Annotated in this window: 12 protein-coding genes; 2 read left to right on the forward strand and 10 right to left on the reverse strand. The window is 41.7% G+C overall.

The window, feature by feature from the left end; translation table 11 throughout:
* Window positions 1-39: 39 nt before the first annotated feature.
* Complete coding sequence (locus M1F25_RS11960) at window positions 40-771, reverse strand: LamG-like jellyroll fold domain-containing protein (protein WP_181487948.1); 732 nt, start codon at window positions 769-771, stop codon at window positions 40-42.
* Window position 772: 1 nt separating this feature from the next.
* Window positions 773-3,505 carry a hypothetical protein gene (locus tag M1F25_RS11965; RefSeq protein ID WP_181487950.1) on the reverse strand — a complete coding sequence of 911 codons (2,733 nt, stop codon included), beginning with the start codon at window positions 3,503-3,505 and terminating at the stop codon, window positions 773-775.
* Between the two features lie 147 nt (window positions 3,506-3,652).
* Here M1F25_RS11965 and M1F25_RS11970 point away from each other — a divergent pair, with 147 nt between their 5' ends.
* Complete coding sequence (locus M1F25_RS11970; protein ID WP_181487952.1) at window positions 3,653-3,904, forward strand: hypothetical protein; 252 nt, start codon at window positions 3,653-3,655, stop codon at window positions 3,902-3,904.
* 47 nt (window positions 3,905-3,951) lie between these two features.
* Here the strand turns inward: M1F25_RS11970 and M1F25_RS11975 are convergent, their stop codons facing one another.
* Window positions 3,952-4,251, reverse strand: coding sequence for a hypothetical protein (locus M1F25_RS11975; protein ID WP_181487954.1), 300 nt, complete (start codon window positions 4,249-4,251; stop codon window positions 3,952-3,954).
* An 82-nt stretch (window positions 4,252-4,333) separates the two neighbouring features.
* On the opposite strand from M1F25_RS11975, the gene M1F25_RS11980 reads away from it, so the two are divergent.
* Window positions 4,334-4,759, forward strand: a complete 426-nt coding sequence (locus M1F25_RS11980) for a hypothetical protein (RefSeq protein WP_181487956.1) — start codon at window positions 4,334-4,336, stop codon at window positions 4,757-4,759.
* A gap of 2 nt (window positions 4,760-4,761) precedes the next feature.
* Here M1F25_RS11980 and M1F25_RS11985 read toward each other — a convergent pair whose 3' ends face one another.
* The 7 genes from M1F25_RS11985 to gp10 are packed head-to-tail and all read right to left on the reverse strand — an operon-like array spanning window position 4,762 to window position 15,313.
* The gene (locus tag M1F25_RS11985; RefSeq protein WP_181487958.1) at window positions 4,762-8,130 is read right to left on the reverse strand and encodes a hypothetical protein; all 3,369 of its coding nucleotides are present in this window, start codon (window positions 8,128-8,130) and stop codon (window positions 4,762-4,764) included.
* A 2-nt stretch (window positions 8,131-8,132) separates the two neighbouring features.
* Entirely contained in the window at window positions 8,133-10,877 is a 2,745-nt protein-coding gene (locus M1F25_RS11990; protein ID WP_181487960.1) for a hypothetical protein, read from the reverse strand.
* Between the two features lie 10 nt (window positions 10,878-10,887).
* Window positions 10,888-11,463, reverse strand: a complete 576-nt coding sequence (locus M1F25_RS11995; RefSeq protein WP_181487962.1) for a hypothetical protein — start codon at window positions 11,461-11,463, stop codon at window positions 10,888-10,890.
* Window positions 11,463-11,957, reverse strand: coding sequence for a hypothetical protein (locus M1F25_RS12000; protein ID WP_181487964.1), 495 nt, complete (start codon window positions 11,955-11,957; stop codon window positions 11,463-11,465). The genes M1F25_RS11995 and M1F25_RS12000 overlap by 1 nt, the downstream gene beginning before the upstream one ends.
* Window positions 11,941-14,397, reverse strand: coding sequence for a hypothetical protein (locus M1F25_RS12005; RefSeq protein ID WP_181487966.1), 2,457 nt, complete (start codon window positions 14,395-14,397; stop codon window positions 11,941-11,943). Before M1F25_RS12005 ends, M1F25_RS12000 begins: the two co-directional genes overlap by 17 nt.
* Entirely contained in the window at window positions 14,397-15,002 is a 606-nt protein-coding gene (locus tag M1F25_RS12010) for a hypothetical protein (RefSeq protein ID WP_181487968.1), read from the reverse strand. Before M1F25_RS12010 ends, M1F25_RS12005 begins: the two co-directional genes overlap by 1 nt.
* Complete coding sequence (gp10, locus tag M1F25_RS12015) at window positions 15,002-15,313, reverse strand: capsid staple protein (protein ID WP_164528787.1); 312 nt, start codon at window positions 15,311-15,313, stop codon at window positions 15,002-15,004. Before gp10 ends, M1F25_RS12010 begins: the two co-directional genes overlap by 1 nt.
* Window positions 15,314-15,343 lie beyond the last annotated feature (30 nt).

Below are 15,343 nucleotides of genomic sequence, written 5' to 3' on the forward strand. Positions count from 1 at the left end.
AAAGATAAACAAAAAACCAATTAAGATTAAACAAACCAGTTAAATTGAGATCCCCTTTTTAGTCAGCGCCCATGCTTTTATCGCTTTGAATGTTGACGCCATTTCAGACTCAGTTAGTGCTCTATTGTAAATAGCAGAGTAAGCATAATCACCAATAGCGCCCTGCGTGCCCGTTCCACCCAAAACCAACTGTTCGCCATTTGGTGCCACAGGTGCGCCACCATTGTTTGCATAAATGATTGTTTGTGGATGACTTCCATTGACTGAGCATTTGACGGTTGTTTCGCTTGCAGAAAAAATAACAATGTTCCAGCGAGTTGCTGAAAGTGCATCTGATATTTCCATCACTTTATCTTTAAATACTGCTTGAATTTTACCTGCCGTATTTAGAACCAGACTCACACCAACGCCAGTATTTTTATAGCGCCATAGATAATTAGTTCTAACTAGATTTGGCTTAATCAATAATACGAATGTTCGACTATTTCCCGATGCAACACCTGCCGTGTATTGATGATATGTTTGCTTCGATGCCCAGCCATCTGGGAGCGTTAGCACTCCATTGTTAAACGCGGGGTCGACTGGTGTGCTACCTGTCCCGATATACACAAGATTATTGCCGTTTCCTGTACTGTCATCGAGATAATTACTTTGTGATAGCATTTGTTGCATTGCGTGCATATCATCTGTAATTAATTTCCCGTAGTCACCTAATTTTGGAAGATTTGAATTAGTGAAGTTTGCATCTTTTAATCGAATAATTGTACCCATGTTATTTAACCCCTTTTGGATTGGTGTAAGGTAATTTTTTGTTAAACGCTAACGCCCAGTTATAAAGTTTAACTGTGCTATCTAAGCCAACTGTCTGATCTGAATCCCGCAAGTTTCCGCGAGCGCCCGTTAATGGACCGCCGCCATTCCCTCCAACGCCATAATACGCGTAAGACAAAAATACATTTGGTGATAAGTCTCTGTTTACACGTAGCTCTACTGAGTTGTTGTTAAGTAATTTAATGGATGTAATTTGCAACACGCCCAAGTCGTCGCGCAAATCAAATCCGTAATTGCCGGGGTTTGTGACAAGCGTTTCATCGAAAACTAAAGGTGGCTCAGGCACATGAAATCGAGCAATAACGGTCTTAGTTCCTAATTGCTCTATACTAATAGGTTCGAGTGGTCGCCAATTTTCACCGCGATAGACTTTCTTATACAGAACCTTCCCCCATTGCATTCCAAATTGTAGTGAACCCTTATTTGTTGGGTGTAGTGCATCAGCATGCTCAATCCAGTATGTTGGCGTTGTCACTGTGATGTTGCTGTCGATTTCTGCTAAACGATAAAATGCATCAGCAATAGTGTTGGGGGACTCACTACCTACTGGCGCGTAATACTGATTTCCTGATGGTTGGTAAACTAAGATTGGGAACTGATAACCCTGCTTTGTGATTGCATCGATGTCTGTTTTGTAATCCGACATCATGGAATTAAATTTAGTGATATAAGCATCAGCAGTATCGTCTCTGTTTGCTTCACCCTGAATCCAGTTAAACGCTTGCACTGAGTAACTCTCATTAGCCAACTCAGCTAAACGATGGCCTTCACTGACAGCATGTATTGCGCCCTCATAAGCCCCCGTTGAACCACCTTTTCGTAACGACTCAATCCTTGCTCCGCTATTACCGTGTGATGATGCCAATGTCTGATAATCATCGTGGTAGGTTGGGTCTTTGCTGTAATCCATGCCGCCGGACATCAAGAATTTCATTTGCTGCATGGCATTCCAGATAACAGCGGAAGTATTGTCATACTTGGCTTGCACGAGAGTATTATTTAACTGGTCTTGCTTGAGAAATAAACCGCCTGAGAACGTTTTATCATTGCTGTCTTGCAATGGAAGTGCTGTACCAGCGCGAACTGATAGCGATTGGCCATTCATAATAAAATGGTTGAGAGAAACCGCATGATTATTACTTGTTTCTGGGTCTCTGCTTGTCGGGTCTTTATTGATTGCGGCACTGGTAGCACCTACAACTTCACCGTCGATGGTCACGCCATAAATCACGTTATCTTCGCCATCGACAATCGCATAAGCTAGGTTGCTGAACGGGTCATTATAGATAGATGTGTCATCGACATTAACCGACTGGCTTTTCAGCGCACTGACAATAATCTCCCCGCTTTCATCTATACCAAATGCCAGCCTTTCACTTTTATCAACAAGTGCATACATTAAATTTGAAAATGGGTTGTCAGCAATGCTGTTTCCATCACCAATATCTATTTCACTTGAATACAGTCCACCTGTAGCTTTTAGCTTTCCTTTATTATCAGAGGATAAAATTACATTTTCTTCACTATCCATGATGATAGGAACTTCATTAGTTGTTAAAAGATTAAGCGGATAAGCTAAACTTTCAGCTATTTCATCGATATAGTGCTTTGATGGATAAATAGCTAATAACTCCGATTGTGTTGCGCTGATACGTCGATATTCATAAACTGCGACTTTATCCGCACCTTGCACTCTGAAATTAATACCATCAGCTACTGCTTGCCGTCCTTCTTCTTCTGTCTTATAAAGACCACCGCTTATCATTGCTGAATTCATTGCGTTTTCTGATTTGATAGCAGCACTTTCAGAGCGATCAGCTTCTTGGGTTATAAATCTTGACAGCTCAGGGTGCGCAGATGGGTTTGAATTATGCTCGTTGATAAGTCGCTGCGCAGTTCCTGCTGCATCAGCCTCATTAGGTAATAAATCGAGTCTCTCTTGAACACTGACACCAGAATTTGTTCCAATAAGACCTGCACCTGAACTACCACCAAGAATATTCATTACATCAATTGCACTACCACTAGCAGGAGCAGCAGCAATGGGCTTACCATCTTTATCAAACGTAAGCACCTTACCGGCGCGATCATTGGCTTTAGGTAACGCAGCAATATCAATATCATCAACACGCAAAGTGCGCTTTTCTTTTTTCAGTATCGTGCTGTTAATGCCTTCAATTTCATCTTTCAACGTACCTAAATCAACCGCATCACCATCACGCTTAGGCTTGCCAAGGTTAGCAATGCGATAGCCTTTAGCATCGAACCAGTTAGCTAAAATATTTGGGCGCTTTAAGTATAGCGATCCAAGGCTTCCCCATATGCTCTGTAAAATCATGGTGAGATAATCAAATGCATTCTCATGCGTTTCAGCAAAGAACTTACTTTGATTGCGGAATGAAGTTTCTTGTGTGATTGGAATATCACGGGCAATGCTAATTTTATGCCCGTTGGCAAGTGGCTTAGTTAAGATCACCTTTCCACCAGCCGATTTGTTAGCGCCTGTCACTGTGTAGTCAGTGCCTAATCGTAGCGTTACAACATTATCCCCGTCAGCATCTGACGTAATAACACTTAATTGGTTTGCTTTAAAAATCCTGAACTTATAATCAAAATCGGTTGTTACACCGTTTCCTGTATATTCATTACTGCTAATTTCTGTTGAAACAGTCATGGCTATTCTCCACTCGGTTACGTTGGTGTATGATAGCCATTAAAATTCATTAACGGAATATTGTTTACTTTTAAATATAAAAAGATAAACAATATTGATGTTCTTTCGGTTACTGTAAAAGACTTACACACAACATAGGTGATTAATATGAAAGATGTAATTAATTTCCCAGCACCAGAAAATTACGCAGAAAAAGTTAATACAGAAACTGGAATAAAGGAGTTGATGAGCAAGTCGAATGTAGAAGAACTACTAAGAACACTGGATAGTAAAGGATGTGACGTGAGCGCGGCACTCATTGAAATTACAGCAATGATGAATTACATAAATCTGAGTTTGAAGGTAAAAGAGAACATCAAGACGCATATTGAATACATTGCCAACGAGTTAAACAAGTAATCATTTAAGATAAATTAAAGCACCTATGCGGAGGTGCTTTTTAATGCCTATATCCATTTATCATGAATAATCTCAACCAGTGAATCTTTATACATTTTTCCATATCTAGAAGTACATATTTGATCTAACTTCCGCTTTAAGGCCTTAGATTTTTCATAGTTGATAACCAAAAACACTAGGCTGCCACCTATTATAATACCAACAAACACAGGGCTATCACTCCATCCCCAAGATATATTTGCTATCATTGATAATATGGCGCCTATAAATATGTACATTCCCCACTTTCTGTTACTTTCAGCGTTTGAATAATCTCTTTCTAATTCATTGAATTGCTCTTTATTCATAACTAATAGCTCCAATCACATAAAGATAACAAATAGCATGGTAAAATGATTTCATTAAATTACGTTAATCAGGATAATCTATATGAAAAATATACTTATACCAGCTTTGCTAATACTGTCACCATTAGCATTAGCTGATTATTGCATGCCCAACCTTATAAAAGAAAACGTATGCGAGTTAGCAAAAAAAGTTGCAGACGGTGGAAATAAAAACACTCCAAACAAGATAAGCGAGGAAATGACTTTGCTTACATACAAAACAGATGGAGTAAAGCTAACTGGGTTAGTTAGGTTTTCATATAACCAGAAATTATTAGATTTAAAAACAAATGGAAACCAAGAGGCGTTATCAAAAATTGAATCAATGGTTAAGCAAGGTGCAATAAATTCAGTATGTAATGGAAAAGAAACCAGAGCTTTTATCAACCTCGGTGGCGAGGTTGAATATGATTATATTTTTAATGATGGATCCAGTTATACTAAATTCACTATTTCAACCTGTGATTAGTATTATTTCAGTTGTTCTTCAACCTGATTAAGCAACGGTGATAAATAGAAAAGGTTCTGAAATGGTAATAGCTTTCTTACCGATCTAACCTCTCTATCATCAAACTCACCATTCATAACGCCCGCAGTGATATTTTGAATGTCACCGCCAAGGTCAAATGTAGGGCCTAATAACGCCCCGATACCGTTACGACTCTGATAGCGTGATGCTGGTGGACCACCAAACATAGCGCTCATCCCGTACGAACCACCGCTGAGGTTTTCTAATAGGTTATTAGGCTCACCTAACCAGCCCATCATTCCAGACCAGTCTAAACCCTCTTTCACAAGGTTAGCAGGTTCAGCATTAATTTCACGCCCTGCCATCATTGATTTTAATACATAGACCAATGAACCCAAGGAAATTTGTAACAATGCGCCATAATAGAATGAAGCATCACCAGATTGAATGCCAGACACTAACGCCCTATTGTGGGTACCAAAGAAGAAAGTTTTAAACTGCATCACAATCTTACCTAATTCGCTACTCATCATTAATGGTGTGTCACCAATACCAGGAGTGATTACAGTCGTTCTAACATCTTTCAATACCGCTGCTTGGAAAGTCTCACGAACTACACGATCATCCCACAAGTGACTATGCCCAGTTAACATACCGTCTAAATCTTCACCGTGTTTTGAGTATTGCTGAGCGATACGCTCTAACATATTCTTATCAACGCCAAGGTGAGCCAGCTTTTTAATTTCTTTACTGCTTAATTCATTACCAGCTGCAACATCTTGCGCAGCTCTGAGGATCTTTGATTGCGTTACAACACCAGTCCACATCTTCATTGTGTCGGTATATTGATTCATCAATGTGAAGTTACCAAATTTTTGTGAAGACCATTCCAAGCCACGTTCAAGAAAAGTACGTCGAGCATAAGGATCGTTAAGGTCAGCAATAACTTTAGAACGGCTAGATAATGCATATTCAAGGCCTATACCCATTTCACGCAAATCAGCTTTGGCAATCTTCATTGCGCTAATGTCGGTTAACATTTTACCCAATGGCTTTAATGCGCTACGCAAACCGTGCTGCATGATCGGTCTGGCCATATCTGGTAATGATGAAATTGTCATACCACCAAGCAAACGCAAAAAATTAACATGACGAGCAATACGACCTGCTCTAACAAAGAAACTTGATGGATCTTTAGGTGCGCCATAGGTACCTAATAACCTATCACGCATGGCGCGAATATCGCGTAAATCAGCATCCCTTCTTGCCTCTAACTTGCCGCGCTCTTTTGCTGTTTTGGCTTCTGAAATTAACGTGTTGTAATCATTAGTAATAGCCTTGATTTGTGCATCCATATCAACACGCCCGAACTGTGCGGTAAGCTCTATTTCTGGCGCAACTTGGCGAATATAGTTTTCCATTACGTAGTTAACATCTGATTCTAAAAAGTCTTTAATACGTTCATCTGGAATATTTAACGTACGTGATTTGGTGAAACCTGCACGCTTAGTTAATCCATCAGGGATCAGCTCACTAGGTACAATGCCTGATGGTGCGCCTATAATTTTATTAATGATATCATCCGCTGCTGCTTCAACCTCTTCACGCGCTAATGGTTCCATTCTGCGCAATGCTGCATGACGGCGATTATCATAGCGAGTAAGTGAGTTAGCTTTACGGATTAATTGGCGATATTCATTTCTAAACTGGCGCGGCTTGTCTAAAATGTCTAAAGAACGTTGATAAGAAGCCAGTTTGTTTTCAGCTTCTTCAATGCGAACTAGTTTACGCTCTAATTGTTCCAGCTTTTTAGTTGGCTTTTTTGCTTTACGCTTTTCAATTTCGGCTGTAACAGTTTCTTTTTCTGCAACTAATTTGCGGTTCTTTTCTATCTCATCCATTAAAAGCTGTTTTTTACCAGACCAGCGTTCAGCCTCTTTTATTTCAGTGTTCAACTTTTCTGCTTGTGGCGCGGATGCTCTGGCCTGTTCTATACCTGCGTCAGCTTTAGCTAGACTGGATTCAGCCTTATACACAGTGCGCTGGTTCATTTCCTGTAACCAATCAGCAATAATATTTCTAAATTCAGCCCGATCATTCAATATTTTGTCGAACTTATAAATGCGAGGAAAATAGCTCTCTGCTGTTGATACAGTTACCCCTTCACGCAAGATGCCAAGCTCAACCATGCGATCCTTAGTCTTTTCAACAATAGGACGCACGGCTCTTGCCGCTTCTGCGACTTCTGGTATTGCATGTCGATCACCATTACGCATAGCATCACCAACTTGCTCACTGAATTCATATAGGCTTAATCGACTACCGTCGCGCTCTTTAGCCATTTTACGATAGGTTTTATAAAAGTCTTTGGTTGATTCAACTTGCTTATAAACAAGCGTTTCATATCCTCTTACCTTGGTTTCTACTGCTGTAAAAGATGCAATACCCTCTTCATTTTTTGCAAAGGTAAAATTATTCTCTGCAAGTTGCTGGTTAATTTGCCGTGCTGTTTTTGATGGTGATTGAGCCACGCGACCAACAGGGCTAACATTCATTGTTCTATTAATAAATGATGGACCTTTCAATGTTTCCTGTTCTAATGTGGTATCAGGAACTTCCATTGCACCTATACTAGTATTATCAGGAGTATTTTGTTGTATCGTCTGCTGCTCGCCTAACACATCGTTTTTCAGCTTACTGACTATCTGACCTCTGTTTTTTACCAACTGAGCCGCCGAGCCAAGCAAACCGCCTAACATAGCGTCAAACGTTACGTTCAACGCGCTTTCTTCAAGTGTTCTCGTTTCTTGTGTAGCAGATAAAGCTAATTCAGAAGCAACGCCACCAAGTGCATTAGATACGGCAAATTTGCTTGCTGTAGCCAATACATCGCCGCCACGAACAATGGTACCTGCAGGTATCATCATTGCAGCAACGTTGATAGGATCAATTACCCCCATAGCTATGCTTGAAATTAATCCAGCTCCACCAGCATCTTGCAGCAATTGCCTATCTTGAATTTGTCTATTAATACGCTGTTTTATTGCTGATGTTTCCTCTGGTGATTTAGAGTGAATAAATGCGTCTGCAAAATCTTCATATCCTGTTAATGTGCGTTCATCGTCGAATGGGTTATAACCGTCCTGATCTTCGAACTGATTAAAAGGCATGGTGGCTATTAAACTACCTACTGAGTTATCAATACGAAACGCAGCATCACGCAGCTTGGAAACCTCATTTTTATCACTGAAAGGGTTTGCAGCATCAAGAATGCCAACATCATTTGATTCACCATATTGTGGTTCAGGTTGTTTAATTGAACCAATATCAGCCCCCATAACATCACTTGGGTTCATTTCATAAATTGGCATGATTATTCTCTCCCGAACATGGTGTTAAGTGTGTTGCTGAAACCATAATCAATAGGCTCAGGTTTGGCGTTACCTTCTAATATCTCACGCTCTTTCTTTGCTTCTTGGTATGTTTTCTGGCGTTTATCCATAACTTCACGGTACATTGGTGATGATGATTGCTCTGGCTTGAAGCGTGACGGCATGCCGTTATCACCAAGGAAAGGTGTAAATACAGGGATGTTATCGCTACCAGTTTGTTTCAACATAATTGCATAACTGTAATCGCGGGCAGTCACCGCATCAGGAACTAAAACAAATTCAGCATCATCAGGCATGCCGCCAAACACTTTAGATCTAAGCTGTTTTTGTTCTTCACGCCATTGGCCTATGATCCAGTTACCTGCGCTGCTCTCATTGGTACCGTAAACAGCCTCAGGCGCATAACGCATAACTTCATCTTTACCATTGATTGAAGTGACACCCCATGTTTTTTTAACCTGGGCATCCGTCATTTTTTTAGCTAAATCAGGATCCCCACCAGTACTAGCAAAGTTTGCATCATAAAGCGTTTGGTAATCTCGCATATATTCACGGTTACTAACACTTGGCTTGGTGATATTTGGCGATGAGAAACCACCTAATGCAAAGAAACTATTAATATTACCTTGTGCTGCTTTCTCTCTTTCTTTGCTATATTTCTTATCACGCATCTGTTCAGCGATAATCGCCTTGGTTCTATCGTTCTGCTCATATGTTAGGTTGTATGCAATATCTATGGCTTTTTCACTATCCATACCTGAGCGCGTTAAATCGTATATTTTTCCATAGTAAGCCATGGCATCAGTAGATAGGCCATTAATCGCAGAAGGATTATTATCAAATATTTGCCCGTACATTTTAGCCATTGGAATGACTAATTCAGGGTTTTTAGATGTTGAACCAGTCACTAGTTTTGATTTTATTTGCGATGGAATAATTCCCGTACGGCTGGATATTTCAGCTACAGCATTTAAACTATTCTCATCTCGAATATTGAATGATGATTCGATATTGTTAGTAAAATAGCTATCAGCTGCATCTTGATTACTTTTATCGTTAGGATCTAGCGGGAAGTTATTCTGTATAGATAACTGCAGGCGATTGGCAGAAAATACCTTTTCTTGTGCCTTGATATTGCTATCAACAAACTTACCGAATTTTTCCCAACGCTGCATTTTACTTGCATAACTGCTTTCAGATGGGTCCGGCATGATGCTGTTTAATAATGAGCGCTGAGCCTGTGGCGTCATATCTTTAGCAGCTGATATCAATCCAGCATAGCGCTTCGCTTCTCGCATATCCGCTATCATTGTAGTGCCTTTGTCATAACCAAAAGCAGAAATAATAGTTTTTTCAGATGGCGCATTAGGTGCATCAAGACCGTTTTCCCATGCTGCATAGGAATCAGAAATAGTGGTACCAAGCTCAATTTGTAGTTGCTGCTGGCGTTGCTTGTCCATTTGCTCGGCTTGCTTTAAGTATTTGGCTTGGTATGATTCGTCTAGCGCATCGAAAGCTACTGAACCAGTTAAGCGTTTAGGTGCATTAGGTGAGCTAGGTAAACTTACCAATCCAAGCGCTGATTGAATTCCATTTGAAATATCATCATTAGATAGCTTGCTAACTTCACCTTGCCCATTCTCTTGAATCATTATCGCCATTGATAGCCGAGTTAATGTATCTAAGTCTGTTAGGTCAAGAACAGTATCACGAGGAACATTGAGATAATCAGATACGAATTTAATATAACCTTCAGTGTCGTTATCATCCTCAGGTGGAGCCCAGCGAGTAATAATTTGCTCAGGTGTTACATACCCCTGCCTAGCATACGATAATAGGTTTTTTCCTGTAGCTCTAATGCCATGTGCAGGCGTAGCGAATGTCACAAACGAACCGTCATTACCCGTTTGCCCTACCCAAACATCCTTTGACATTCTAATGTTGCCTGGGTTGTTATTACGAACTCCACGCGCAGATCCACTGCTAGAAGATGAGGTAGATTTATCATAATAACGACTAATACCACCGTTATCTGACGGCTCTCCGTTCTGCCGCATAAACTGCATATAATCAGAGCCTATCTGGTTTTCAATAGCTCTCTTGGCTGTAGCTGTTTTAAACTCCTGTTTCTTGGCTAGTATCTGCTCATCACTCCAGCCGTGCGAAAACCCAAATTCTTCTATTTGTTGGAATACTTGTTTGTTTGCTGATAGGTAAGCATTGTTATCACCGTACAAACTAGCAGCTGACTCCGCATTAACAGATAACGTTGCTTGGAATTGGTCTTGTTCGTAAGCTTTAATTTGCCCCATTTCATGCTTATTAGCCTGCGAGCTAAACTGCAACCGCATTTCTTTTGCTTGCTGTGCGAACATACTTTTGATTGCATCATCCTGCAACGTTCCTGCTATTTCACCAGCGGCATTATCAAATGCCTGCTCAAACTCATAACCTTTACCAATAGCATTCTTACCCTGCATTGCAAGTAATCCATTGCGCGGATCGTTCATCAATTCATTGGCTTTCTGTCTAAGTTGCAGTGATGCATCTTGTGCCAGCGCCACATTAGCACGTTGCTTCGCTTCTGCGAATAAGCCTGTGTATTGATCTGCAACCGGACCTAAGCCAGCACCAAACTGATTAGGGCTAGACTGAACACTAAAGCCATTATTTGGCAGAGGCGATGAACTAACCTGTTGTTCTTTATACGTTGGTACAATTGGCATACATCACCTCTTAAAATACAAAACGGTTGCTACCGCTTTTCTTAGCAATATCAAACATGTTGTTACTTGAACTACCACCAGCTGCCGCGCCAGATGTACCAGAGAAAGGATCCCACGTACCACCAGCCAATTGATACGCACCGTATGCTTTAATTGGTGCTGTTAATAATGTTGTAGCAGCGCCAAAATTACCCTCACGGCGTGCCATTTTTCCCTGCAGTCTGTCATTAGCTGCTTGCATACGTAGGCCGTAAGCTTCACGACTCGCATTATTAACCAGTGTTAAAGCGTCTAACTCACCCATTGCCGCAGTATCGCCGAACATATCAAGGGCACCAGACGAACTTAAATCAAGTCCACTCGCTGACATTGCCGCCGCTTGTGATCCTGCTAATTGCCGTGTGCGTGAACGCTGTTTTTCCGCTTCGGCATTGCCACGATTGATTGAATCATTCGCCGCCTGCTCATTCTGTCGTGCATTTTGGTTGGCTACATCAGCGTTAAACTTGCCTGATTGATATTGGCTATATGCCTGCATACCTGCCGAGGCTAGAATGCCCCCTGCTAAAATGGCTGGACTACACATTATTTCGCCCTCGCATTCATCGTGAATTTATGAAACGGATAATTAAGCGCACCAATGGGCTGCGTATCTTCTAATTTGAAGCCTAGCCAATGCAGCCACGATTTAGCAATGTAATTGCGCTCATCAACATAATTAAGCAGTTCAGGATAGATTTGTAGCATTAGGCCAACGAACGGCTTACAGCGGCGTAGAAAGGCTTTCTGGTGCTTCTCTAAAATATCTGAGCCAACTAACCACGGAATACCAACACCACCGATAATGGACGCTGGCGACACACCAAAGATAGCCGCTACCTCACCATTGAAAATAGCGGCCCATGATTTTGTAGATAGGTTAATGCCTGAGGCTAAAACCTCCTCAGGCGTTGATAGGTTCAATGCATAGAATTCATCAATATCAGCTTGCCTAACATGCGGTACCAACGCCTGCGCATGCTCTAATGTTGCTGGTACGATTTGAACAATACTCTTTGCCATATTAGAAGCCCCCCACATCTAAGCGCGGTATTGCAGCGAGGATTGATAAAGGTAATGGATCTGACTGCCTGACATACACACGGCCGTTTTTGCTCCACTGTGCATCAAGATTAATTTCTACTACGCCAGTGGCATCATCAACCGGATTATCGTAGAACTCGAATTCACGTTGAGCATATTCATATAACCGGTCTTTTTCGGTACCGGCCCATATGCCACGACTTGAATTGACAATAAGGCTTGCCACCTTAACCAGTTTCTTTTTGTCGAGTAACGTTTCTTGCCCGTTGATATGAATATCTAAGGTTTCCATATCGCTAACGTACGGTAGCCCTATGTGAACTACTACGGCTGGCTCTTCTAATGACACTGCGCCGCCAGATACTTTTTGCTGAGGTAATACGTTTGCATCGGCTAGAATGCTGGTGGTTTTACCTTCAATATGCTGTAACCCCTCAAAACGGAAACGTGCAAAGCCCCATTCGCTTAATGGCTTATCCTGTAGTAATTCAGGCGCATCACGATTAGGCGTTACCCGCACCGCATGAGTATTAATAAACTCAGTAATTTCACAACGTAACGTTTTATTTTCATCGTCTTCAAAATAAGGTAAGTGAATAGCGTTACCGATATCACTATCTTTAAAAATGGCATTGCTGGCGGTTAAGGAAATATCACCTTCGTACGTCCAGTTATCGACTGTGGTTAAGTGAACAGTGCTAGACTCATCTTTATTTCTGCCATCATAGCTAAGACCTGAATCAACAAAGAAAGCGTCCTCTGTCTTGGTAAATAAGCGACTACTTAAGCGCTCTATATAACGCACAGTACCGTCACCAACTTTACGGCACACAATGAAGTAAACCGCATCTTCATTACCTTCACTGACGCTGCAGGTTGATTCAAATTGTCCGTCAGTCTCTTGTGGTGCCCAAGCAAATACTTGCTGCTCTCTGAGGTACGTCAATGAAAGCAATTTACCATCATCGCGAATACACCAAGCGATTGAGTAAGGAACGATAGAAAACGCCCAATCAATAATCTGGTGGCGCTGAAAGAGATGATTAGCCATGATGGTTAAATCGGTGCCTTGGTACCCGTCAACGTCGAATGAGTACGCGAGGTCACGCACTGCGCTACCTTTTTCTTGGATGTACAAAGCGATATTAGCAACAGCAATTGGTGGCACATCACTACAGCCATTGGCACCTTGCGAGGAAAAAGAGAAACTACTAGGCGTTAATACTTTGTTCTGATCCCCAGTGATTTGATACTCACCGCCAGACGTTAAGGCCACCAGCGAACCCACATCAATTAAGTGACGAATTTCATTAACTTGGCGTCCTGCATAGGTGTAGATGATACGGTCATCATCTTGTATCGGGTTATTCTTGCCAAAGTCTTTATAGTCCCCACTACGACTAGCCCAAATAGTTTGCGGGTAAGCACGAGAGCCAGCAAAAAATAAGCGCTGCTGATAATACATAACAGTGCTTGGGTAGCCGTCTACATCATTCCAAACCGAACGCGCCCACTTGTATGTAGCATTTTCTTCACCTACAGCATTTGATGGAATGTATGAAACAACTTTACCAGTCGCCGTTAAACCGTCAGCACTGACTGAGTTAATTTTAACGATACCGAAACCACTGTGAAGGTACTCCCACTGGATCCCAGCATCACCGCCCCAACCATCCCAACTCATGCCCTCTGTGTGTGATGGTCTTAATGTTCCGCTTTTACCTGCAGTATTGGCACGGTAGTAATTAGCACCTGCACGACGCTGATCATTAATGTTAGTCGTCTTGTCTGTTTCCCATACTGGTACAGCATCAATAGCTTGCTGTTCAATATAGATTTGCTTGCCGACCAATTCAGCACCAAAGATATTATGCGTTGCAGTCAGCGTTACATCACCTGTACTGGCGCTAACGTATAACTTACGCTCTTTATCCGTGTTGATATCTTCGAATGGCCCATTGCGCGTTTCAACAGGTACCAGCTTCCAATCGTCATGATCATAACGCTGTAGTTCCATCGGTGGGTAATCAGCATGTACGATAGTCATTACGTCCGCTGACTGTGTGAATTTTAAATTGAATAGGTCAGCTTCTCTGTATGGCGTTGCCAGTTCGAATATTTCGCCTTCGTGCTCACCATCTGCATAAAGTACCTGTCCACCATCTTTAATCACTCGCATATACTTATCACCCATTTCAAGGGCGTAAGTTTGCACTGTGCTGAATTGGAACGGGATCAGGCGGCATTTCTTGTTAGGGTATTTTGCCGCTGCAATAAACTTGGTACCCGGTCTGTTTTCAATGCCGCCATATTGACGTACAAGAAAGTTTTCACACTTACGTAAAGCGGTAGAGTATTTTGCTAGGTCAATACGCCCATAAAGGCTAGGTGCGATTTCGCCACCAGAAAAACTCGGTTGAATGATGCTATAAGCCATTACGATAACCTCGCTTCTGTAAATGGATCCATGTAGTCGTTAGGCTCCGATGATTCATCAAGGGAATGAGCACCAGCGTTAGCAATCGACATTGTGTACATCTGAAATGCTTCACTACCGATACCAGAGTTAGAAGCTAATGGGCGTGCAAGCTCACCTGCCAAACGCCATGCCAGCGCATCTATGAATAATGAATCAAACATATTCACATCAGTGACTGACGCAGTGTATTGAAGCCATGCTTGCGGTTGGTCGCAGTAAATAAGTTTTCCTGTGCCGTCAGCATCCGAACCCACAAGAAAATTAATTGCATTGTGCGGTTGAGGATATTTCTGGCCAGATTGAATAATCGCTATTGCCTTTAAACAGTCGGTTGGATAGCTATAGGCAAACTTCCAGTCTGGCGGCGGGTTATTTGTATCAGCCAAAGCAACGCGCTTACTGGCAAAGTTCCACGGAAAATCAGAGAGCGTAGTATCGCGGCAATGATTGAAGTGTAAATTGCATTGCTCGGCTTCTTTGCTCTTTTCGCTTAGACTATTAATGAATCGGCTATTACCGATGCGACTAAGTGCCAAGTTACAGATTTCGATTTCTGAGGCCATTACTCACCCCCATCAAACAAAACATCTGCCGCCGATTTGGTATCACCTGAGCCCAAGGCTAGATCCGTTATCTGCAAATCAACTGATGTTGTTTTTTTGCCTTCTCGCTCATCGGTACGTTTAGATTTAATTTTGGCAATACCAGACAATTCAATTGATTCGCCAACATCAGGGATGGTGGCGCCTAGCTTCTCTAACGTTTCATTATCCAGATAGAGAGTTAGGCCGTAAGGATATTCATCACGTGTTTCGCTCTCACCTTTGGAATTCTCAAAAGTTTCTGTGCTAATTTTTAAGTTGACCATTTTCATTGCCTGTATCTCCAAAAGAAAAAGGGGCTT

Origin of the sequence: Providencia sp. PROV109 (genome assembly GCF_033681625.1) — a bacterium.
Taxonomy (GTDB): domain Bacteria; phylum Pseudomonadota; class Gammaproteobacteria; order Enterobacterales; family Enterobacteriaceae; genus Providencia; species Providencia hangzhouensis.

Bases quoted from the DNA above. Each gene is read 5' to 3' on its own strand.
- M1F25_RS11995 (WP_181487962.1), bottom strand. From the start codon at position 11,463: ATGTGTAGTCCAGCCATTTTAGCAGGGGGCATTCTAGCCTCGGCAGGT.
- M1F25_RS12000 (WP_181487964.1), bottom strand. From the start codon at position 11,957: ATGTGGGGGGCTTCTAATATGGCAAAGAGTATTGTTCAAATCGTACCA.
- M1F25_RS11990 (WP_181487960.1), bottom strand. From the start codon at position 10,877: ATGCCAATTGTACCAACGTATAAAGAACAACAGGTTAGTTCATCGCCT.
- M1F25_RS11970 (WP_181487952.1), top strand. From the start codon at position 3,653: ATGAAAGATGTAATTAATTTCCCAGCACCAGAAAATTACGCAGAAAAA.
- gp10 (WP_164528787.1), bottom strand. From the start codon at position 15,313: ATGAAAATGGTCAACTTAAAAATTAGCACAGAAACTTTTGAGAATTCC.
- M1F25_RS11980 (WP_181487956.1), top strand. From the start codon at position 4,334: ATGAAAAATATACTTATACCAGCTTTGCTAATACTGTCACCATTAGCA.
- M1F25_RS11985 (WP_181487958.1), bottom strand. From the start codon at position 8,130: ATGCCAATTTATGAAATGAACCCAAGTGATGTTATGGGGGCTGATATT.
- M1F25_RS11965 (WP_181487950.1), bottom strand. From the start codon at position 3,505: ATGACTGTTTCAACAGAAATTAGCAGTAATGAATATACAGGAAACGGT.
- M1F25_RS11975 (WP_181487954.1), bottom strand. From the start codon at position 4,251: ATGAATAAAGAGCAATTCAATGAATTAGAAAGAGATTATTCAAACGCT.
- M1F25_RS12010 (WP_181487968.1), bottom strand. From the start codon at position 15,002: ATGGCCTCAGAAATCGAAATCTGTAACTTGGCACTTAGTCGCATCGGT.
- M1F25_RS12005 (WP_181487966.1), bottom strand. From the start codon at position 14,397: ATGGCTTATAGCATCATTCAACCGAGTTTTTCTGGTGGCGAAATCGCA.
- M1F25_RS11960 (WP_181487948.1), bottom strand. From the start codon at position 771: ATGGGTACAATTATTCGATTAAAAGATGCAAACTTCACTAATTCAAAT.